This is a genomic window from Streptomyces sp. NPDC053367, assembly GCF_044545925.1.
Taxonomy (GTDB): Bacteria; Actinomycetota; Actinomycetes; order Streptomycetales; family Streptomycetaceae; genus Streptomyces.
In genome coordinates, this window is record NZ_JBITYN010000004.1 from 62,514 (window position 1) to 81,726 (window position 19,213).

Here is a 19,213-nt window from a genome sequence, read left to right on the forward strand (position 1 = left end):
GCCATTATGTGCGTATGAACGCACGCATGCACCTGTCACCTGCACATGATGCGCACCCGCGCATTCCGGGCGAGGAGCAGTTCGCGCTGGCGGCGGAACTGCTGGCGCTGCTCGGCGACCGGACGCGCCTGGCGTTGCTGCATGCGCTGAGCGGTGGCGAGGCGGACGTCACGACGCTGACCGAGGTGTGCGGTGCGGCCCGGCCGGCGGTGAGCCAGCACCTCGCGCGGCTTCGGCTGGCCGGGCTGGTCAGCACCCGCAAGGAGGGGCGCCGGGTGGTCTACGCGCTGCGGGACGGGCATCTGCGCCGGCTGGTGGGCGAGGCGCTCAGCGTGGCCGACCACCGTATCGCCGGGCGGCCGGCGCACGAGGACTGAACGGCGTCAGGCCTCCGTCTGCGGGGCCCCGCTGAAGCTGGGCTGGTTTGCCCGGCCGGTGCGCGCGCGGCCGGTGAAGAGGTACGCGATCCACTCCAGCACCCAGAACAGCGCGAGCCAGACGGTCAGCACCAGCGCCGGCACCGCGAGGAACGCCACCGCCGGCACGGTCACCAGGAGCCACCGCAGCCACTGGCCCGGGCCCGCCCCCGACAGCCGGCCCCCCCACCCGCACCGCGGCCCACATGATCCAGCGCCGCAGCGCGGACACCCCCAGCTCACGCAGGGCGCGGCGGAAGACGCCGTCGGCGTCGGCGCGGCTCACCGGCGCCACCCGGCACAGGAAGTCGTGCCGGATCGCCGCCTTGGTGCAGACGCCGTAGCGGGGGATGAGCGGTGTGCCGCTGGGCGCGGGCCAGCAGGTTGTCCGCGAGGCCGCGCCGCTCCAGCGCGCGCACGGCCCACTCCTCCAGGACCCCGGCCCGCGGCCGACGTTCGATGGACTCCCGGCTCCCGGCCTCCAGCACCGGGCAGTCGACGGACACCGCGCGCAGGATGTTCGCCACCGCCGGACCGGCGGGCCCGGCTCCTGACGACCACCAGCGAAGGTCCTTGGCGGGAAAGCGAGTTGGAGTCCACGCCTGGATCATGAGCGAGCATGAGGTCCGTGCCGCGGCCGGCGCGGGATGCGAGTACGGTGGGCTGCCTGGGCGGAAGCGTGACGCGGCCGGACGGGGGGTGGGCGATGGACGGCGTGGACGGCGGCGTGTGGCGTCCCGCGGACTTCTACCGGCCCGTCGACGATGGCCTCCAGTGCACCCTGTGCCCCTTCCGCTGCCGGCTGCGCGACGGCGACACCGGCGCCTGCAAGGTCCGCCGCAGGGAGGGCGACCGGGTTCTGACGGCGACCCGGGCCACCACCGTCGAGCACCTCTCGCCCGTCGAACGCAAGCCGTTCTACCACTACCGGCCCGGACTGCCCCTGCTCACCCTCGCCCCGCCCGGCTGCTCCTTCCGCTGCGACTACTGCGTCAACTTCCGGCTCTCCCAGTACGGCCGCGACCCGCAGGCCCCCGCGGCGGAGTACCGGGCCACCGACCCGGCCGCGCTGGCCCGTTCGGCGGCGGAGCGCGGGGCCGGACTGGCCCTGTCCTACTCCGAGCCCTCCCTCGCCGCCGAACTCACCCTCGAACTCGCCGCAGAGGCGACCCCCTTGGGGGTGCCGCTGGTGTGGAAGAGCAACGGCTTCCTCACCCCCGAGGCCGTCGCCCGCCTCGCCCCCGCGCTGGCCGCCGTCAACATCGACGTCAAGGCCGCCGACGAGCAGGCGCACCGCGCCCTGACCGGCGCCCCCCTCGCCCCCGTCCTGGACACGCTGCGCCGGCTGAAGGACGCCGGGGTGTGGGTCGAGGTGAGCACCCCGCTCGTGCCGGGCAGCAGCGACACCGACCGACAGCTCGGCAGCATCGCGGAGTTCGTGGCGGGGCTCGGCCGCGACACCCCCTGGCACCTGCTGCGCTTCACCCCCACCTACCGCATGGACCGGCACCGGCCCACTCCGCCCGAGCGGCTGCGGCGGGCCGTCGGCCTCGGCCGCGCGGCCGGACTGCGGTACGTCTACGTCGAACGCGCCCTCGGCGCCGAGGGCCGCGCCACCCGCTGCCCCCGCTGCGGCGGCGAGGCCGTCGCCCGGGAGCTGTGGGGGCGGGTCGACAACCGGTTGCGCGACGGGGCGTGCCGGGCGTGCGGGGAGCGGCTGGCCGGGGTGTGGGGATGACCGGCGAGCGGGAGCCGTGACCGGCGGACAGGACCCGTGACCGGCGAACAGGACCCCAGACCGGTGAGCAGGTGCCGTGACCGATCGAGCAAGACCCGTGACCGGCGAGCAGGACCCGTGACCGGCGAGCAAGACCCGTGACCGGTGAGCAGGACCCGTAATGAAAGGCCCCGTCGACGGCGAGCCCGGCGAGGGCGAGCCCCGCGAGGGCGAGGTCCGCAATGTCGCGGACCGTCGTAGGAACGAATCGAAGGGAAACGAGCATGAGCGCCGAATACCGCTTCGTACCGGACCTGCCCGACCTCATCGACCCCTCGGAGTACGACCGCCACCCCGACGGCCATCTCGTCCGCGTCCGGATCACCTGGGACGAGCAGGGCGTCGAGGTGCTCGGCGACGCCTTCCGGCCGGACGCGCTGGAGGACCTGCTGGAGCGGATGGCCCCGGATGTGGTGGAGCAGATGCTCTGCGGCTGAGGACCGCAGCGGGGCCGGGCCCTCGCTACAGCCGGCCCAGGACGGCAGTGAGCACCCGGTGCAGTTCCGCACCGCCCGGTTCCGGCGCCAGCACCCAGGTGTCGGGGCCGTCGGCCGGCACGGGATGCCGGGGGTAGTGCACGCGCAGGGTGAGGGAGCCCGGCAGCGGCAGGGGCGGCTCGTGCGGGTGGGTCAGCAGCAGGGTGCGGGGCTCGGCGGCGTCCGCGGCGGCCAGGCCCCGGGCCGCGCGGCGGGCCAGCGCGGCCGCCCGGACCGGGTCGCCGGGCTCCGGCCGTACGGGGGTCCACAGCCGGCGCAGATCCGCCGGGGCCGCCAGCCGTACGGGGGCGTCCCGGGCGTCGAGCCGTACCAGGGCGACCGAGCGCCCGGCCGTCATCAGGGCCGTGGCCAGCAGGTGCGCGCACAGCCGCAGGCAGCTGCCGACCTGGCCGTGCGCGGCGGCCGAGGTGTCGAGGACCAGCACGGCGTCCCGCTCGGTGAAGGGCAGCCGGCCCCGCCGCGTGCGGTACAGCAGCGCGTCCTGCGCCCACAGGGCGTTCGACAGCGGCGCGGGCAGCGCCATCTGGGCCGGCACCAGCCGGTCCGGGGGGCCGTGCCGCGCCCACTCGGCGGGGGCGCCCGCCGTGGCGGGGCCCGGCACGTCGTCGCCGTGCGCCACGGGCAGCCGGGGCGGCAGTCCCGTACGCCGCCCGGCCTCGGCCGCCGCGCGCGCCCAGGGCACCTCGGCGAGCCGCAGCGGCAGCGCGGGATCTTGCGCCACCGCGTCCGGGCCCAACAGGGCGAGCAGCGGCAGCAGTTCACGGTGCGTGCTCTCCAGCGCGGCGGCCAGGTCGTCGCCCGTGACCGGCGTGCGCTCCGCGGGTTCGCCGCCGCCGCGCAGGCCCCACTCCAGCGTCGCCCGCAACTCCTGCACGGGCACCCCGGGCGGCGGGGCGTACCGAGGGTCGGGGCGCAGCCGGGAGGCCACGACCGCGCCGAGCGCCGGGTGCGCGTGCCGGGGCCAGCCGAGGCCGCGCAGGGCACGGGCGGCCGGGCCCCGGTGCAGCGGTGCCCGGTGCGGCGGGGGCGCCGGGCCGAGCAGTGCCGACAGCTCCGCGAGCGCGGACAGCGGTACGGCCGCGTCCACGGCGGCCGCCATCGCCCCCGCCTCGGCGAGGTACTCAGGAGACTCCGGCAGCCGGGGCCCCGGCCGCGGGGGGCCGTCCGAGCCCAGGACGGGCCACAGCAGGGTGCGGCCGCCGGTGTACGTCGTGGCGAGCCGGCGGCCGTCCGGCGACCAGCGCACCGACCACAGCGGACCGGGCGGCGCGTCGGGCTCCAGGGTCATCGCCAGGGTGCCCCGCGCCACGTCCCACACCTGCACCACCGCCGTGCCCTCGCCCGGCCCCGGCGCCGCCAGCAGCGAGCCGTCCGGCGACCAGGCCAGCGCCGGCGCCCAGCCCCGGCCGCCGGGCGTGCCCAGCTCCCGCTGCACCCGCCAGGTGAGCGTCGACCACACCACCAGCGAGCCCTGCCCGGCGGCCGGGGCCGCGGCGAGGCGGCTGCCGTCGGGGGAGAAGGCGACCCGGGCGGCGAACCCGCCGGAGGGCAGGTCCAGACGGCGGGCCCGGCTCGGCTCCGGCATGTGCCACAGCACGACGGCGCCCAGGGTGCCGGCCCCGAGCAGCCTGCCGTCCGGCGACCAGCCGGGGCGGCCCGCGCCCTGCGGGAGGTGCAGGCTGTGCGGGGAGCCGGTGGCGCGGCCGGCCGCGTCCACCGTGTGCACGTACAGATGGGTCGGGGCCGGTCCCGGCTCCGGGACGGCCAGCAGCGCGCCGCCCCCGTGCGGCTCCGGGCACCAGGCGGGCGCCTGGCCCCCCGCCAGTACGGCGCGCAGCCGGCCGGAGTCCGCGTCCAGCAGGGTCAGCCCCGCCCGGCCGTCGCGGCTGGAGCAGGCCAGCAACGCCCAGGGCCGCGGGGCGAGTTCGAGGTCGTGGGCGCCACCCGGGCCGGTCGCCGCCGGCGCCGACCACTCGGCGCCCGCGCGGTCCGGCCGCAGCGCGCCGAGCGTGCCCGGCGCGGTCTCCAGCACGCACCGGCCGCCGTCGGCCGCCCAGGCGAACGCCGGTGCCCTGAGCGCCGTACCGCCGTCGTGCAGTCTCGACGGGGTGCCGGCGCGGGGGGCGTGGTCGCGCAGCGACGGCAGGGACCGGCCCACCGACCGGCACATCGCCGCCGCCCAGCCGCGCAGCAGCACGCCCACCCGCCGCTCCGCCGGGTACGCCGCCGCGTCCGGCAGCTCCCACAGCTCGGCGCCGCCCGGCCCGGCGAACAGCACCCGGCCCGTCGGCGACACGGCGAGGTCCCGCGGCGAGGCGAGCCGTGCGGGCAACCGGGCCACCTCCTCCAGCGCCCGGTCGAGCACCAGCACCCCTTCCCGGTCGGTGCCCACGACCAGGAAACGCCCGGTCCGGCTGAAGCCCATCCCCAACACCACTCCCGCGAAGGGAAGTTCGGCGAGCAGACGGCCCTCGGTGCGGTCGACCAGATGCACGCCGAGGGCGTCGGCGAAGGCCAGTGCGTCCCGTTCGGGCGACCAGGCGAGCGCCGTGACAGCGGTACGGCCGGTGCAGGGCGCGAAGTCCATACGGACCGGCGCGACGCTCCACAGCTGCAGCGCGGTCGCCGTCGCCAGGCACAGCTGACGGCCCTGCGGGTCCCAGGCGGGCGCCACCACCGGGTCGACTGCGGGCACGGCCACCGACCCGTGCGTGGCCCGGTGGTGCACCACGACCCCGCCGCCCGCGCACACCACCCGCAGCCCGTCCGGGGACACCGCGAGCGTGTGCGCATCCGGCGGCGCCGCGAAGCCCTCCCCGACCGGGGTGCCGGTATCGCCGTCGCGGACCACGACCCGGCCCGACCCCAGCGTGAACACCTCCCCGCCGTCCGGCCCCCAGGCCGCCGCGGCGGGCGCCGCCTCCACGGGCGCCGACCACAGCACCCGGCCGGTGTCGTCCCGGCAGCTCAGCGCCTCCTCGCCGAGCTGCACGAACGCGGTCCCGTCGTGCGAGAGACCGGTGCAGGGGCCGTCCCCGGCCAGGGCGAGCAGCCGCCGCAACCCGGGCAGCGCCCCCGTCACTCCTCCTCCGGCAGGTCCAGCGCGGCCTCCTCGAACAGCCGGGCCGCCTCCAGCAGGTCGCCCGCCACGCGGAACGCCTCCGCCGCGCCCTCCTTGTCGCCCAGTGCCCGCAGCCGCGTGGCGCGCTCCAGCGCCTCGCCCGGATCGGCGGAGGGGCTGGACCCGGCCGCCGAGGCGGGCACCGGGCCGACCAACTCGTCCAGCGCGTCCAGCAGTTCACGGCCCGCCGCCGACAGTCCGGCGGACACCTCTACGGGCCCCGGGGGAGCCCACAGCGTCCACGCGGGCACCATCGGTGCCAGCGCGAACCGGTGCCGTCCGCCCCGCGAGCACACGACCGCCGAGGAGTCGTCCACCGCGAACAGCCGTGTCCGCGCCGACGGCGGCAGCGGCGGCGCCAGCCCGTAGCCGCACTCCAGGAACAGGGCACCCGGCCCGACCCGGCGCAGCGGCACCCCGAACGGCAGATCCCGCGCGAGCCCCGCCGGCTCGAGCAGCAGATGCCACCCCGGGCCCGGCAGCAGGAACGCCGTCTCCCCGAGCGGTCTGCCCGGCAGGTAGCGGCGCAGCAACGGCAGTTCGTCGTCGTGCAGCAGCACCGCGTCGACCTCGTCGCGCGCCTCAGGGTCCGGCACCACCCGCACGGGCGTGGCCGGTGCGGCGCGGACCGCGTCAGGCAGCCGGTACGGCACCGAGGGGGGCAGAGGCTCCTCCTCCACCCCGACGAGCACGGCCGGCGCGGGCGCCGGGGCGCCCAGCGGCTCAAGGCGCAGCGGCGGCCACTCGGTGAGGTCGCCGACGAGCCACAACTCGCCCTCCGGAACCGGGGAGTACAGCACCTCGTCGTCGACCGGCGGACGCAGCCGTACGTCGATCAGCAGCCGCTCGCAGCCCGCGACCGGCCGGCACACCGAGGTGCGCGGCAGCGCGGCCAGGGCCGTGACCAGCGCGTGCGGCACGGTGTGCGGGGCGGACAGCTCCAGCAGCAGCGTCTCCCGCGCCTCCGCGTCCCCTGCGTCCAGCGGGCGGGCCCGCACCGCCCGCACGGCCACCTCCACCCCGAACGCCGCCGCCTGCCGCAGCACCGAGCCCAGCAACTGCCGTACGGTCAGCACCCGCACGCACGGCCGGCCGGCCGGCTCCGGCACGGTGAGCGGCAGTCGGGCGACCAGGCCGACCGGGTCCAGGCGCGGCCACGCGGTCACCTCGGCGAGCCGGGCGGGCCCTTCGCCGTACGGCGCGGCGAGCACCCCGTGGGGCAGCAGCGGGACGGGCTCGCCCCCGTGCAGCACGGTCAACTCGGCGGCGAGCACCGGCCCCGCCGTGCCGAGCAGCCACACGGCCGTGCCGCCCGGCTCCGCGTGGCAGGCCCACTCCCCGCCGCCCGCCCGGTGCAGCGCGCCGACCGCCGCCAGCGCCCGGTGCGTGCCGGGGAACCGGCCCGCGCTGCGCCACCGTACGGCGGGCCGGGCGTCGTACGACGGAACCGGCGGCGGTGGCTCCTCCTCCTCGGCCGGGTGGGCCGGGCGGACGCTGAAGCGGACGCCCGACTCCGGTGCGGCCGTGCGGTGCTCGGCCGGCGGGGGCGCGCTGGGCACGGAGGCCGACTGCTGCGGGGTGCGGCGGCTGGGCGGGGGCGCTCCGGAGGGCGCGGGCCGGGCCACGAACGGGGGCGGCGGGGCGGTGGCCGGCCGGGTGGCGGGGGTCTCGCCGGTCGTCTGGTCGTGCTCGGCCGTGATGCGGTTCAGCAGCCGCCGCAGCGGCCCCTCGGACGACGCCATGGGGTCACGGCCCTTCCGTCTGCGGGCCGCCGGCCGCCGGTGCCGCCGGGTCTCCTGGCAGCCACGCGGACGAGCCCAGGCGGTCCGCCGCCCAGTCGCGCCAGCGGGGGAGGACCTCGGCCGCGTCCTGGCCGTCGTAGGCGGCACGGAACAGCCGGGCGCCCCAGTCGAAGCGTTCGATCCGGTCGGCGGCCTCGACGCCCCACTCCAGCAGCAGACGGCGTTCGGTGCGGGCGGCCGGTGAGGGGAGCCGGTGCTCCACCCGGGGCAGCAGGGCGAGCAGCGGGTCGGCGGAGCCGCCGCCGAGACGGTCGGCCAGGGCGCGCGCGAGTTCCAGGCGCAGCTGCTGGGGGCCGTTGCCCACGGCGGCCCCCGGGTCGCGGGCGGCGGCGGCCAGCAGCCGCCGGGCGGCGCCGGTCTCCCCGGTGAGCAGCAGCTCCCAGGCGGCCTCCAGGCGCCGGCCCCGCTCCTGCCAGCAGCGAGCCGCGAGATCCGGCCGGCCCAGCAGCCGGTAGCAGCGGGCGGCCTGCTCCGGATGCCCGGCCAGCCGGTAGGTGTGCGCCGCGTGCTCCAGGTCTCCGGCCCGCTGATAGGCGTCCGCGGCCGACCAGCGCCAGCCCAGCAGGTCGTAGCAGCGGGCCGCCTCGGCGTGCGCCCGGACCTCGGAGTAGCAGCGCGCGGCCCGCAGCAGCAGCCGGGTGCGCCGGCTCACGAGGTCTCCCGCTCGCCCTGCCCGGGATCCTCCGTCTCCTCCGTCCGCAGGGGTGCGAGCGGTGCCCGACCGTGCCGCCACAGGGGCCGCTCGTCCACCGACGGGACCTCCTCGACGTCCGGCCGGCGCGCCAGCAGCCCGCCCAGCTCCGCGCTGATCCGGTCGTGCTCGGCGTCGTGCGCGGGGCCGGAGCCCTCACCGACGTCGTCCACCTGGAACAGCTCGACCTCTCCGGACTCGGTGTTGAACCGGAAACGCACCCGCACCCGCATCCGTCACAGCTCCAGCTCGAACTCGATGTCGATGCCGCCCTCGGACTCCTCCTCGCGGATGCCGGTGGCACCGCGCTGCCGGGCGAAGTCGAGCAGCGCCCGCCGGTAGGCGGTGGCCAGCACGCCGTTGACCGCGCGCAGCCCCTCCTGCCCGAGCCGGCCGATCCGCTCGCGGTTGCGGGCGTCCAGCTCGGCCCGCACCCGCTCGCGCTCCTCGGCGAGGCGGGCCCGCGCGTCGGCATCCGCCTGCCGCTGGAGCCGGTCCTCGGCGTCCCGCGCGGCCGCCGCCGACGCCCGGTCGGCCTGCGCCCGCAGCCGCCCGGTCAGTTCGCGGGCCCGGCGCAGCGCGTCGGCCTCCGCCTGGGCCTGGGCCTCGCCCTCGGCGACGTCGCGGGTGCGGCCGCCGAAACCGTCGGCGTAGTAGCGGCCCTCGCCCTGGCCGGTCACCTGGTCGCTGACCTGGCCCCGCAGCCGCTGCGAGGCGATGCCCTCCGCGGTGGCGACGTCCGCCAGGCGGGCGATGACGACCAGTTCACCCGTGCCGGGAAGGTAGCGGACCAGGCCGTCGTCCAAGTCATGGACGTGACCGTTTTCTTCGGCCCGCCAGCCGTCGGCCGTGGCGAGCGCCCGCTCGAAGACCTCCCGGGTGCGCGCCCCCAGCGTGCCGCCGAAGGGGTGGGTCATCTCCAGTTCGCTGACCACCGAGTCGCTCGCACCGGCGCGGCGCTCCAGTTCCAGCTCCCACGCCTCGACGACCTCCCGGGTGGCCTCGACGCGGACCCTGCGTGGATTGCACATGCAGCTGCCGTCCCCCCATGCGCGTCAGGCCCGCTCCAGCAGGGCCAGAGTGCTGTCGATGATACTCGCGACCTCCTGCTCGGCCGCCCGTTCACCGGAAGCCGATGTCCTCAACTCCCGTCGCAAGGAGTTGAGTTGACGCAAGACCCGGTCGACGGCGGCAGGAGGTGAGCCCGCCGTCACCTGACGGCCGAGCAGCCGCGCCTCGACCAGCAGCCGGTGCACCGGACGGGCGGGCTCCTCGGGGCCCTCGCCGGTGGTGCCGGCGCGCCTGCGCACGGCCTCCCGCACCACCGGCGCATGCGCCGGGTCCGACCAGAAGTGCGCCAGCGGCCACAGGTCGCCCGGCTCGGCCCGCACCCGCTCCGCGCGCAGCGCGGCCGCCGCCACCAGCCTCAGGCCCCGGATGATCCGCCGGTCCGACAACGTCACGCCCTGTCCCAGCAGTTCGCGGACCAGCTCGGTGTACTCCGGGGTCACCGCGCCCAGATCGGCGTGCGCCAGCTGGCGGCCCAGCCGGTCCAGCTCGACCGGCCCGATCCACTCGTGCTGGTCCCCTCCCGCACCCCGGGCGAGCGCCGTGCCCTTGGCCAGCAGCTCCTCCAGCCGGCCCTCGGCGACCGGCGGCACCGCGAGCCGCAGCAGGAACCGGTCCGCGAACGCCAGCAGCGACGGGTCCTGCGGCAGGTCGTTGGCCGCGCCGACCAGCGTGATCAGAGGTACCGGCGCGGCCTCACGGCCGTTGTGGAACACCCGCTCGTTCATCACCGTCAGCAGCGTGTTCAGGATCGGGCTGCCGCTCTGGAAGACCTCGTCCAGGAACGCCACGTGCGCGGCCGGCAGCATGCCCTCCGTGCGCACGCGGTACACGCCCTCGCTCTGGAACGCGGGCACGTCCACCGGCCCGAACAGCTCGGCCGGCTCGGTGAAGCGGGTCAGCAGCCGCACGAACGGCCTGCTGCCCAGCCCCGCCGCGAACCGGGTCACGAGGTCCGTCTTGCCGGTGCCGGGCGGACCCAGCAGCAGCACGTGCTCGTGCGCGAGCACCGCCACCTCCAGCAGGTCCAGCGCCGGGCGCCGGCCCACGAAGTGCTGCTCCACGCTGCGGCCGAGTGCCTTCAGCCGGCGCACGGCGTTGATGTCGGGCTCGCTCCACTGGGCGGGCGCGCTCGTCATACGCCCTCTCCCGGCCTCGTCCTCATCGCCCCTCCGAGATCATTTCCAGGCGTCCCTGCTGGAGCCGCCCCACCAGCCAGCCCAGCCGGCGGGCGTCCGGCTCGATGCCGTGCAGGTGCCTGCCGACGAAGGCGTCCCGCATCAGCGCCCGCAGCTCGTCGCCGTTGCGCCGCGCGGTCGCGTCGGCGATCAGCTCCAGCACCTCGTCCTCCAGCTCGATGTGGTACCTGCGCGCGTGATGGCGCAGGATCGCCCGCCGCGCCGCCACGTCCGGCAGGGAGATCGCGATGGAGCGGAACCGGCTCGGTCGCAGCAGCGCCTTGTCGATGATGTCGATGCGGTTGGTGGTGCCGATCACCAGCATCGGCACCTCGGGCCGGAAGCCGTCCATCTCCGTCAGGATCTGTGCGACCACGCTGTTGCCCGCCCGGCTGCCGCCGTCCGGCCGGTTGGTGCGCTCCATCGTGATCGCGTCGATCTCGTCGAACACGATCACCGCGGGCGCGCTGCGCCGGGCCGAGGCGAAGATTTCCCGCACCTTGCGCTCGCTCTCACCGACGTACATGTCGGTGACCTCGGGACCCGACACCACCTGGATGGTGGCGTTCATGCCGTTCGCGATCGCCTTCGCGAACAGCGTCTTACCCGTGCCGGGAGGGCCGTAGAAGATGATTCCGCGCGGGACGAGCTCGGAGCGGACCTCCTCCATGTCGTCCGGCAGGCTCTGCGCGCCGCTGATGATGGCGAGGGTCTGCCGGATCTCGTCCTTGACCTCGTCGTAGCCGCCGATGTCGTCGAGCGTGACGTCGGGCACCTCGAAGTGGGAGGACTGCTGCGCCTTGAAGGTCAGCAGGGTCTCGCGCAGATCCTGCAGCGTCGCCCGCCCGGGCCGGTCGCGGTGCTTCTCGTGGGCGTACCGCATGGCCTGCCGCAGCCGTACGGGGTTCATGCCGGCCACGTGCTTGTAGAACTCGCGCGGCTGAAACCCCTCGAAGGTGTCGGCCTCCTCCTGGGTCACCAACGCCCGCCCCAGCGGGGTCGGTTCGATGTCCGGTGTCCTGACCTCGGGCGGCAGGCCGCTGAGGGTGACACGGGCACTGAACCGCTCGGCCAGCACGTCCGGCAGCGGCAGGGTGGGGTCGGCGAAGGCCAGCACCAGCTGGTCGGGGAAGGCGTACAGCAGCTCCACCAGCTCCCGGGCCTCGGGGTGCCGGCCCAGGTCGTTGCTGCCCGCGAGCAGGTCGAGGTGGGTGAGGACGATGACGTCGCCCTCCTTCAGCTCCTCCAACTGGGCCCGCAGCCGCGCCAGTCGGCGCTGGCGCAGGTTCGTCGACGCCTCGGGCACACCGGCCGTCGGGTCGCGCGGGTCGCCGCCGGGGTCGTCCGCCGAGTCGTCGTCGAGGCGGATGCCGCGGCACCCGGCGAGCGTGACCATCTCCTCCCACAGATGGGTCACCACCAGCTTCTCGCTGATCACCAGCACGGGCAGCCGGCTGCGCAGCAGCGAGGCGACCCGCTCGATGTGCGGGTAGTAGGCGCGGCGCACCGCCTCCGCGTCGGTGATCCGCTCGGGATGACCCGCGCCCGCCGGCGCCGCCTCCACGGCCGGTTCCGCCTCCACCGCCGGCGGGGACTTCTCCAGCGTGGGCCGCTCCACCGAGCCCGCGCCGGGTGGCGCGAACAGCGCAGCACCCGGCGGGAGTTCGGACCGCAGCACACAGTGCGCCGCGAAGGCCGACCAGGGCAGGTCGAGCAGCTCCGGCTCCAGCGGGTCCAGGAGCCACACCTCGCAGGAGGCCAGCACCTCCCGCAGCGGGCGGTCGTCGGGCGCGGAGTACAGCGTGATCCGGCCGGCGTGGTCGGTGGTGGCCAGGCGCAGGGGTCGGGTCATCGGCCGAGCACCTCGTGCAGGTCCTCCCACGCGCGGATGCGGCCGTACACGCGCTGCAGCGTCACACCCGCCCGGTAGCCCTGGAGCATCCTGCGGCGGCGCAGCTCCTCCGGGTGCCGCCGGGCCAGCACGGCCAGCGGCTCCCACCACTCCAGCGTGGCCCGCGCCCAGCGGCCGCCCGTGTCGTCGTCCAGCAGCCGGGCCGGGCTGTCGCGCAGCAGCTCCCGCACCCGGTCGGTGTGCCGGTGGTAACTGTCGGCGTGCCGCAGCAGGGCCGTCTCGTAGACGTCGTACACGACTGCTCTCTCCCCCGGGGTGAAGCGGAACCTGCGCAGCAGCGACGCGCGCCAGCGGGCGGTGTCCGGCGACCCGGGCGGTGCCGCGAGGGCGTCGACGGCGACGCGCCGGCCCTCAGGGTGGGCCAGCAGCCGGTCCAGGAGCTGGGCGCAGCGCTCCTCGCCGCCGGGCGGCGGACGGTCGAACAGCGCGGTGAGCGGTGAGGTCCGCAGCAGCTCGGTACGCAGCGGGTCGTCGGGCGGTGCCGACGCCAGCGCGTGCCCCACCAGGCCGTGACGGGCCATCACCTCCCGTACGGAGGACGGCTCCCGGGCCCCGTCGAGCGCGGTGCGGGCGGCGTCCGGGTCCTCGCGCAGGACCACCGCGGCGGCGATCAGCAGCGGCTCCGGACCGGCCGGGCCCGGATCGCCGAGCGGCGGGTCGGACAGCCGCAGCCGGGCCGCGGTGACCCGGGCGAGGCGCTCGAGCAGCAGCACCGGGTCACCGGGGGCCGGCGGCACCGGGGCCGGGCCCTCGGCGGCCGGGTCAGTGATGGCCCAGTGAAGGGTGCGCACTACGGCGGCTGTCAGTGTCGTCATCGAGGCTCCGGATCGGACACGACGCCATCCAGTCGGCTGAGGCGGCGTAGCAGCTGAGGATCCGCCTGGTGGAGGTGAGGTTGATGAGCGCGGCCACCTGCCAGGGGCGGCGGAAGGTGTCGCGGTGCAGGTCGATGTCGGTGCGGGACAGGCCGATGGTCCGCTCGGTCTGGAACAGGTGCGTGTGGTACCAGCCGACGAGCTGCCGCTCCGGAGGGTGCTCGCCGAGGGTGCGGCTCATCGCGCGGAAGGAGTCGCCGGTGAAGGTGAAGTGCATCAGGGACGCGCCCGAGTGCTCGGCGGGCAGCACCTCGTCCACGATCACCGCGTACCGCTCGGGGTCGTCGGCCCGCCGGAAGGGCCGCCCCACCAGGAAGCCGCCCTCCTCCACCTCCTTCGACAGCTCCATGTCCATCAACCGCCGCTGCACGCCGGGGCCCAGCAGCACCGTCACCGGCTCGTCACCCTCCTCGGGCACCACCCCGTACCCGGTCAGGTCCAGCAGCGGCACCTGCGGTTCGGCCGCCGGGCGGATGCCGAACGACAGCCGCGCGGACCGGGACACGTCGATGTCGTCCGCGCCGTCCACCACCGGCGGCAGGCGCTGCGCGTCCTCCGCGGCGGGCAGCCCGGCGATCCGGAACGCCCAGTGCCGCTCCTCGGGCGCGATCTTCCGCGCCACCTGGGCGAGGACCGGGCCCACCAGGCCGTTCACCGAGTAGGGCTTCTGGTGCACCACGCGTCCCTCCACCTGGATCGCGACATGGATGTACCCGAAGTCGGGCCGCAGGTTGGTGAGTCCGGGGTCTCCCTCGTAGCCGGCGGGTCCGGGGTCGTTGCGCAGTTTGAGCACGAAGCGGGGCCGGCCCGGGTGCCCGGCCAGCTCCTCGGCGAAGGCCGGGCGCAGCAGCTCGATCAGCGGCTGGGTGCGCACCAGCCGGCGCGACTCGCCCTGGTACAGCTCGACGTCAAGTGCCATCGCCCGCCCCGTCCGTAGGCGTGATCCGCAGGGCGGTGACGCGCAGCGCGTCCCGCTCGGGGGGCGGATCGTCCACCGGGGGCTTGCCTCCGATGTCCTCGATCATGGCCCTCCCCTCGTCGGTCAGGGCCCAGGCCGCCGCGATCGGGTTGAAAGGGTCCCTGATCTCGTACGTACGATACCCAGCCATGTCCACCAGCAGCTGGCACAGTTGGCCGAAGTCGAGCGTGGGCCGGTAGGACTCGGCCAGCACGCCCAGGCACACCGCGCCCTCGGCCTGCGGGTAGGCCGGGTCCGGGCCCTTGATGTTGGGGTGGAAGACAGGGCTCAGCCAGGCCACCAGCGGCGCCACCAGCGGGAAGTGCGGGCCCAGCAGGATCAGTACGTTGTGCCGGTCCTGCCGCTCCGGGCGGGGGAAGGCGTCCGCCGGCGCGTGCTCGGGCAGCCGCAGCCCCCTGCCGGTGAAGCGGACCTCGTAGTCGGTGGGGAACTCCGGGTCGTCCATGTCGACGATCTCGAAGCCCTCATGCCCGTGCGCGTAGCGGTGCATCTCCTCGCGCACCCGGAGGATGGCCTGCATCCGCAGCTCGGCGTGGCCCGCGGTGGCCTCCGGGTACACGCTCAGGGTGTCGCCGTCGCGCACCCCGGCCGCGTGCAGCGACTGGGCCGGGTCCAGGCGGTGGAAGCTGCCGTCGGGCTGCTGGTGGTCCACGACCGTGCGCGGCCGCCGGCCCATCCGGCCCTCGTAGTGCGCGAGCACCGCTGCGGCGATGTCCCGCACGGGGGTGATCGAGGGCACGCCCGCCAGATCGTACGGCCGCTGGTCGGGGCCGTGCACCCGCAGCTCCTCCAGCAGGTAGGGACGGTGGTCGTACACCTCCTGCAGGACCTCCAGGTCCGGCTGGGCGCCCGCGGCCACCAGCCGGCGGCGCACCTCGTCGATCTGGGCCTGCGACAGCTCGAACGTCAGCGACAGCGCGATCTGGCCGACCTGGGCGCCCTCGCCCTGGCTGACGAAGAACAGCTCCGCGCGCGGGTCGAGACGGCGCACCTCCTCGATGAACGCGGCGTGATGCGTGCTGCACACGAACACCAGCGTCGGATACGAGCCGGACTCCGCGGCCTGCGGCTGAGCGGCGGGGCCCGGGGACGGGGCGGCGGCCGCGGCGGGCTCCGCGCGCGGGGGCTGCGGGGGAGCGGTCACCGGCTCCAGCGCCTCGACGGCCGCCTGGAACACCGGATTGCCCGGGTACTCGGTGTGCACCGCCCGCGCCAGCTGCGCCTCGCCGTTCACCATGACGCCGGCCTCGATGAGCCGGCGGATCTCCGTCCAGTAGTAGCGGGCGGACAGCTCCACGTTCGGCAGGTGCCCCTCGGGGAAGCCGATGGAGCGCAGGATGATCTCGCCCTCGTGCGGGTTGATGCGCCCACGCTGGAGCTCTTGGTACAGCTCTTCCCTCACCGGACACCCTCCGTCGTCGCACACCGTCCCGTGCCGCCCTCACCCGCCGGGAGGCCCCCGGCCGGCGCCAACTCCACGTAACGCAACCCCGATCCGTCCCGCCGGGCGACCGGCAGGATCTCGCGCGGGGCCACGCCCAGGTCGGCGAGACGGGCCCCGGCGGGGGCCGCCCGCAGCCGGGTGGTCACGGAACGCAGCGCCGCCCGCCCCGGCACCGGGCGGGCGAAACCGGCCCAGGTCAGCGGCTCCTCCTCGGCACCGAGACGGCCGAGCAGCTCACCGACCGTGGCCCGGACGTCCAGCGGCAGCACCGGGACCTTCGCGGGGAGCCGCTCGTGCAGCGGGCAGCCCGGATCGGGCCCGGGCGTCCACACGCCGCCGAGCGGCAGCGCCGACCCGGCCGCGTCGATCCGCAGCGGCCCCTCGGGCACCGACAGCCGCAGCAGCAGCCGTACGGCGAAATTCGCCAGCCATGCGCCGACCAGCGCGGACACGGGCGCCGAGGCACCGGCCGGGGCGAGCGGGCCGGGCGCGGCGCACGACCAGGGGTCGTCCTGCACGGCCCGCTCCGCCGGGGTCAGCCCGCAGGCCCGGCAGCGCCCGCCGGGCGGGAACCAGCAGGTCTCGCCGCCCCACGGATGCGTGCCGCCGTCCAGCAGGCCCGTCCCGGCCAGCGTGCAGCGGCCGGCCAGCGCGATCCGGGCCGCCCGGCTGTCCAGCGCGCCCACCACCAGATCGGCCTCCCGCAGTTCGGCCAGGCCCGCACCGGACACGTGCGGAGCCTCGCGCGCGTCGACGACCGTGTCCGGGGCGAGACCGGCGAGCGCCTCGGCGAGCACCCGCGCCTTGGGCCGGCCCACGTCCGCCGCGCGGAACAGCGGGGTGCGGCTGAGGTTGCCCACCTCGACCGTGTCCGGGTCGGCGACGACCAGTCGGCCCACGCCGGCCAGCGCCAGCGACTGCGCGACCGCGTTGCCCAGCGCCCCGGCACCGGCGAGCACCACCGTCGCCCCCGACAGACGGCGCTGCTCCCAGCCGGGGACGAGCGCGTGGCGGCTGTAGCGGCCCCCGGCCGTGACACCGTCTCCGGACCGTCGGGCGGTGTGCTCCCCGGCCGCTGTCATCGCGGGTCCCGCAGCGCGTTCAGCATCAGGCAGGGCACCGCGGGATGCTGGGCCTTCCAGTCGTCGTAGCAGACCAGACCGTGGTCCGGGTCGCGGTGCACCGCGCAGGCGCAGTTCGGCGAACTCGGGCTGCACGTGCAGTGGATGACCATCTCGTCGGGCCGGAAGGTGTGCCCGCACACCCAGCAGCGGTGCCGGGTGGGCGGCCCGCCGGCCGTGCCGGGGATCAGCCGGAGCAGCTGGTGGTCGCGGTGCAGCCGTACGGTGCGCAGCTGCGGGGGCGGCGGATTGGCCTCGTCGAGGCCGCGGTGGAACAGCTCGGCCGCGGCCGTGGCGCCCTGGGACGCCTCGGGATTGAGGCAGTCCAGGCGTCGGCTGTGGTGCTTGAGGACCACACCGGTTCCGGAGTCCGCGCGGTGGATCGAGATCGGCTCGCCCAGCCGGAAGGAGTGGTGGCACACCGGGCAGGTAGTCCCGGCCCGTCCCAGCTTCCGCAGCAGCTGCGAGGTGACGACGGTGACCTCCGCAGCGGGCTCGCCGTCCCCCGCCCGCTCGCCCGGCCGGGGCAGGTCGGCCTGGTCGCGGCGGCCGCCCGCCTGGCCGACCAGGAACTCGTACGCCGTCCCGCTCGGACCCTGCGCCGACGCCTCGCGCGCCTCGGCCTCCGCCCGCTCCCGCTCCCGGCTGCGGCGGCGCCGCTCGGCGACGTCCACGCCCTGCGGCACCCGGACGCCGCCCTCGCGGGGCTGCTGCGCGGTCATCCGGTGCTCACCACCCGCCGCAGACCGGGCGTGCCGCCGGGGCCGAGACCCACCGTGGCGACGCCGGAGTCGAACGCCCGCTGCCAGGACTCGCCCAGCGCGAGCGCGGAGTAGTAGCCCTGGCTGAAGGCGAGCGCGTCCCGGTCCGGCAGGCGCTCCGGCGATCCGATCACCTCGCGCGCGTACGGACTGACGACGTCCAGGTAGCGGCCCAGATGACAGGCGTTGAGCACGGCCACCGACACTCCGCCCGCCGACTTCAGCACCCCGGCGAGCCCCTCCGCGCTGACCGGCGCGACCCGGCCATCGTCCTCCTCCAGGAGCAGATAGCCGTTCGGGGAGCCATGACCCGCGAAGTGCACGATGTCCGGCCGGTGCTCGCTCAGCGCGGGCAGGACGTCGTGCCTGCGGGTCGCGGCCGACAGTTCCACCCGCAGCGTCCGCCGCCGGCCGCGCCGCGCGGCCTCCTCGATGGTGCGGTACTCCCGGCGCAGCTGTAAGTGCGAGGCCTCCCTCGGCCCGGCCAGCAGACAGAGCACGGTCAGCTCGTCCGGCGGCGCGCCGTCCGGCCGGCTCACCAGCCCGCTCAGCACCGCGTTGCCCGGGAAGTCCCGGTGCGCCGCCGCGACCAGATCCTCCAGGGTGAACGCGAACGCCCCGTTCTCGATGGTCAGACACGCCTGGAACCAGCTGGTCAGCGGCACCTGCGCACCCGCGAAGTGCGGCAGCCGCGACAGATCCGCGCCCAGGCTCTGCAACAGCGCCTGCGCGCCGACGGGGTCCGGGTACAGCGCGGCGAGCACCCGCAGCGCGCCGTCGCGGTGCAGCCCTGCCGCGGTGAGAGCCCCCATCCCCGCCTCCTGCCGTCACAAGCCGGTGGATTCCGACTGTAGCGGGACCCCGAGGACCCCGAACCTCCTTTGCGGAACAGGAGTTGATCAGACGTCGGACGACTCGTGCGACCAAGAGCACACGATCCGGCACAGTGCTCCAACTGGGCGCCCCGCGGGGCGTGTTCTGTGATAGTTGGTGTGCGGACGGGACCGGCCGGACGGGCCAGCGGTCCCCGACGGGGAGGTGGCGCGGGGGTGGCTGACACGGGGGCGGCTGACACGGGTGCGGACGAGATCCGGGAACGGCCCGGCGGGGCGGAGTGGGCCCGTGAGCGGCCGTCCGGGGCGGAGGGTTTCCGGGAGCGGGCGTCCGGGGTGGAGCAGTTTTGGGGACGACGGCCGGGGGCGGACGGCCGCGGGCCGGGGTCCTCGGGGGAGGGGGCTTCGGGTCAGGTGCCCTCGGGGCCGGGGTCTTCCGGGCCGGGGTCTTCCGGGCAGGGGTCGTCTGGGCCGGGCGCTATTGGGCCGGCGGCCTTTGGGCAGGAGCCTCTGGGGCAGGGCACCTCGGGGCAGGCATCAGGGCAGGAGCCTTCCGGGGCGGGGCGCTTAGGGAGTGCGGCCGCCGGGCCGGGGCCTTCGGCGCGGGGGTCCGCGGGCGATATGCCGTTCGGCCAGGCTGCCTGGGGGCAGAGGTCCTCGGGACAGGAGACCTCGGGGGCCGGGTTCTCCCCGCAAGGGCCCTCCCCGCAAGGGCCCTCCCCGCAAGGGCCGTCCGAG

Annotated in this window: 17 protein-coding genes and 2 pseudogenes; 3 read left to right on the plus strand and 16 right to left on the minus strand. The window is 76.1% G+C overall.

The features are described 5' to 3' along the window. Window positions 1–14 precede the first annotated feature (14 nt). Window positions 15–377 carry an ArsR/SmtB family transcription factor gene (locus ACIGXJ_RS12985; RefSeq protein WP_399643865.1) on the plus strand — a complete coding sequence of 121 codons (363 nt, stop codon included), beginning with the start codon at window positions 15–17 and terminating at the stop codon, window positions 375–377. A gap of 6 nt (window positions 378–383) precedes the next feature. On the opposite strand, the gene ACIGXJ_RS12990 is transcribed toward ACIGXJ_RS12985, so the two are convergent. From ACIGXJ_RS12990 to ACIGXJ_RS13000, 3 genes and pseudogenes are all read right to left on the minus strand, one after another. Beyond that, window positions 384–551, minus strand: a complete 168-nt coding sequence (locus ACIGXJ_RS12990; protein WP_399643867.1) for a hypothetical protein — start codon at window positions 549–551, stop codon at window positions 384–386. 118 nt (window positions 552–669) lie between these two features. After that, window positions 670–768: pseudogene (locus ACIGXJ_RS12995) on the minus strand (DUF1353 domain-containing protein); the annotation flags it as partial. Window positions 769–772: 4 nt separating this feature from the next. Next, window positions 773–1,027, minus strand: a pseudogene (locus tag ACIGXJ_RS13000) (FAD-dependent monooxygenase); the annotation flags it as partial. 95 nt (window positions 1,028–1,122) lie between these two features. Here ACIGXJ_RS13000 and amrS point away from each other — a divergent pair. Together amrS and ACIGXJ_RS13010 are read left to right on the plus strand one after the other, a co-directional pair. Continuing rightward, complete coding sequence (gene amrS, locus ACIGXJ_RS13005) at window positions 1,123–2,154, plus strand: AmmeMemoRadiSam system radical SAM enzyme (RefSeq protein WP_399643869.1); 1,032 nt, start codon at window positions 1,123–1,125, stop codon at window positions 2,152–2,154. 263 nt (window positions 2,155–2,417) lie between these two features. After that, entirely contained in the window at window positions 2,418–2,630 is a 213-nt protein-coding gene (locus tag ACIGXJ_RS13010; protein WP_399643872.1) for a radical SAM-modified peptide, FtsH ternary system-associated, read from the plus strand. 25 nt (window positions 2,631–2,655) lie between these two features. On the opposite strand, the gene ACIGXJ_RS13015 is transcribed toward ACIGXJ_RS13010, so the two are convergent. The 13 genes from ACIGXJ_RS13015 to ACIGXJ_RS13075 are packed head-to-tail and all read right to left on the minus strand — an operon-like array spanning window position 2,656 to window position 18,454. Then, window positions 2,656–5,772, minus strand: a complete 3,117-nt coding sequence (locus ACIGXJ_RS13015) for a hypothetical protein (protein ID WP_399643874.1) — start codon at window positions 5,770–5,772, stop codon at window positions 2,656–2,658. Further along, entirely contained in the window at window positions 5,769–7,553 is a 1,785-nt protein-coding gene (locus tag ACIGXJ_RS13020) for a hypothetical protein (RefSeq protein WP_399643876.1), read from the minus strand. The genes ACIGXJ_RS13015 and ACIGXJ_RS13020 overlap by 4 nt, the downstream gene beginning before the upstream one ends. A gap of 4 nt (window positions 7,554–7,557) precedes the next feature. After that, entirely contained in the window at window positions 7,558–8,265 is a 708-nt protein-coding gene (locus ACIGXJ_RS13025) for a hypothetical protein (RefSeq protein WP_399643878.1), read from the minus strand. Next, the gene (locus ACIGXJ_RS13030; protein ID WP_399643880.1) at window positions 8,262–8,537 is read right to left on the minus strand and encodes a hypothetical protein; all 276 of its coding nucleotides are present in this window, start codon (window positions 8,535–8,537) and stop codon (window positions 8,262–8,264) included. Before ACIGXJ_RS13030 ends, ACIGXJ_RS13025 begins: the two co-directional genes overlap by 4 nt. 3 nt (window positions 8,538–8,540) lie before the next feature. Continuing rightward, on the minus strand, window positions 8,541–9,335 hold the full coding sequence (locus ACIGXJ_RS13035) for a hypothetical protein (protein WP_399643882.1): 795 nt from the start codon (window positions 9,333–9,335) through the stop codon (window positions 8,541–8,543). A 24-nt stretch (window positions 9,336–9,359) separates the two neighbouring features. Next, window positions 9,360–10,511 (minus strand): AAA family ATPase, encoded by a 1,152-nt coding sequence (locus ACIGXJ_RS13040; RefSeq protein WP_399643884.1) that lies wholly within the window; start codon window positions 10,509–10,511, stop codon window positions 9,360–9,362. 22 nt (window positions 10,512–10,533) lie between these two features. Then, window positions 10,534–12,402 (minus strand): ATP-binding protein, encoded by a 1,869-nt coding sequence (locus tag ACIGXJ_RS13045; protein WP_399643886.1) that lies wholly within the window; start codon window positions 12,400–12,402, stop codon window positions 10,534–10,536. Beyond that, window positions 12,399–13,277, minus strand: a complete 879-nt coding sequence (locus ACIGXJ_RS13050; protein WP_399643888.1) for a hypothetical protein — start codon at window positions 13,275–13,277, stop codon at window positions 12,399–12,401. Before ACIGXJ_RS13050 ends, ACIGXJ_RS13045 begins: the two co-directional genes overlap by 4 nt. Further along, window positions 13,225–14,256 carry a JAB N-terminal domain-containing protein gene (locus ACIGXJ_RS13055; protein ID WP_399643891.1) on the minus strand — a complete coding sequence of 344 codons (1,032 nt, stop codon included), beginning with the start codon at window positions 14,254–14,256 and terminating at the stop codon, window positions 13,225–13,227. The genes ACIGXJ_RS13050 and ACIGXJ_RS13055 overlap by 53 nt, the downstream gene beginning before the upstream one ends. Beyond that, window positions 14,246–15,718 carry an effector-associated domain EAD1-containing protein gene (locus tag ACIGXJ_RS13060; protein ID WP_399643893.1) on the minus strand — a complete coding sequence of 491 codons (1,473 nt, stop codon included), beginning with the start codon at window positions 15,716–15,718 and terminating at the stop codon, window positions 14,246–14,248. Before ACIGXJ_RS13060 ends, ACIGXJ_RS13055 begins: the two co-directional genes overlap by 11 nt. Then, a complete protein-coding gene (locus ACIGXJ_RS13065; RefSeq protein ID WP_399643895.1) occupies window positions 15,715–16,842 on the minus strand; it encodes a HesA/MoeB/ThiF family protein in 1,128 nt (375 codons plus the stop codon). Before ACIGXJ_RS13065 ends, ACIGXJ_RS13060 begins: the two co-directional genes overlap by 4 nt. After that, the gene (locus tag ACIGXJ_RS13070; protein WP_399643897.1) at window positions 16,839–17,603 is read right to left on the minus strand and encodes a hypothetical protein; all 765 of its coding nucleotides are present in this window, start codon (window positions 17,601–17,603) and stop codon (window positions 16,839–16,841) included. Before ACIGXJ_RS13070 ends, ACIGXJ_RS13065 begins: the two co-directional genes overlap by 4 nt. Next, a complete protein-coding gene (locus ACIGXJ_RS13075) occupies window positions 17,600–18,454 on the minus strand; it encodes an effector-associated domain EAD1-containing protein (protein ID WP_399643899.1) in 855 nt (284 codons plus the stop codon). Before ACIGXJ_RS13075 ends, ACIGXJ_RS13070 begins: the two co-directional genes overlap by 4 nt. Window positions 18,455–19,213: the final 759 nt, after the last annotated feature.

Excerpts from the sequence above, each read along its gene's own strand:
- ACIGXJ_RS12985 (WP_399643865.1), top strand. The coding sequence starts at position 15 with ATGAACGCACGCATGCACCTGTCACCTGCACATGATGCGCACCCGCGC.
- amrS (WP_399643869.1), top strand. The coding sequence starts at position 1,123 with ATGGACGGCGTGGACGGCGGCGTGTGGCGTCCCGCGGACTTCTACCGG.
- ACIGXJ_RS13010 (WP_399643872.1), top strand. The coding sequence starts at position 2,418 with ATGAGCGCCGAATACCGCTTCGTACCGGACCTGCCCGACCTCATCGAC.
- ACIGXJ_RS13020 (WP_399643876.1), bottom strand. The coding sequence starts at position 7,553 with ATGGCGTCGTCCGAGGGGCCGCTGCGGCGGCTGCTGAACCGCATCACG.
- ACIGXJ_RS13030 (WP_399643880.1), bottom strand. The coding sequence starts at position 8,537 with ATGCGGGTGCGGGTGCGTTTCCGGTTCAACACCGAGTCCGGAGAGGTC.
- ACIGXJ_RS13035 (WP_399643882.1), bottom strand. The coding sequence starts at position 9,335 with ATGTGCAATCCACGCAGGGTCCGCGTCGAGGCCACCCGGGAGGTCGTC.
- ACIGXJ_RS13040 (WP_399643884.1), bottom strand. The coding sequence starts at position 10,511 with ATGACGAGCGCGCCCGCCCAGTGGAGCGAGCCCGACATCAACGCCGTG.
- ACIGXJ_RS13045 (WP_399643886.1), bottom strand. The coding sequence starts at position 12,402 with ATGACCCGACCCCTGCGCCTGGCCACCACCGACCACGCCGGCCGGATC.
- ACIGXJ_RS13050 (WP_399643888.1), bottom strand. The coding sequence starts at position 13,277 with ATGACGACACTGACAGCCGCCGTAGTGCGCACCCTTCACTGGGCCATC.
- ACIGXJ_RS13055 (WP_399643891.1), bottom strand. The coding sequence starts at position 14,256 with ATGGCACTTGACGTCGAGCTGTACCAGGGCGAGTCGCGCCGGCTGGTG.
- ACIGXJ_RS13065 (WP_399643895.1), bottom strand. The coding sequence starts at position 16,842 with ATGACAGCGGCCGGGGAGCACACCGCCCGACGGTCCGGAGACGGTGTC.
- ACIGXJ_RS13070 (WP_399643897.1), bottom strand. The coding sequence starts at position 17,603 with ATGACCGCGCAGCAGCCCCGCGAGGGCGGCGTCCGGGTGCCGCAGGGC.
- ACIGXJ_RS13075 (WP_399643899.1), bottom strand. The coding sequence starts at position 18,454 with ATGGGGGCTCTCACCGCGGCAGGGCTGCACCGCGACGGCGCGCTGCGG.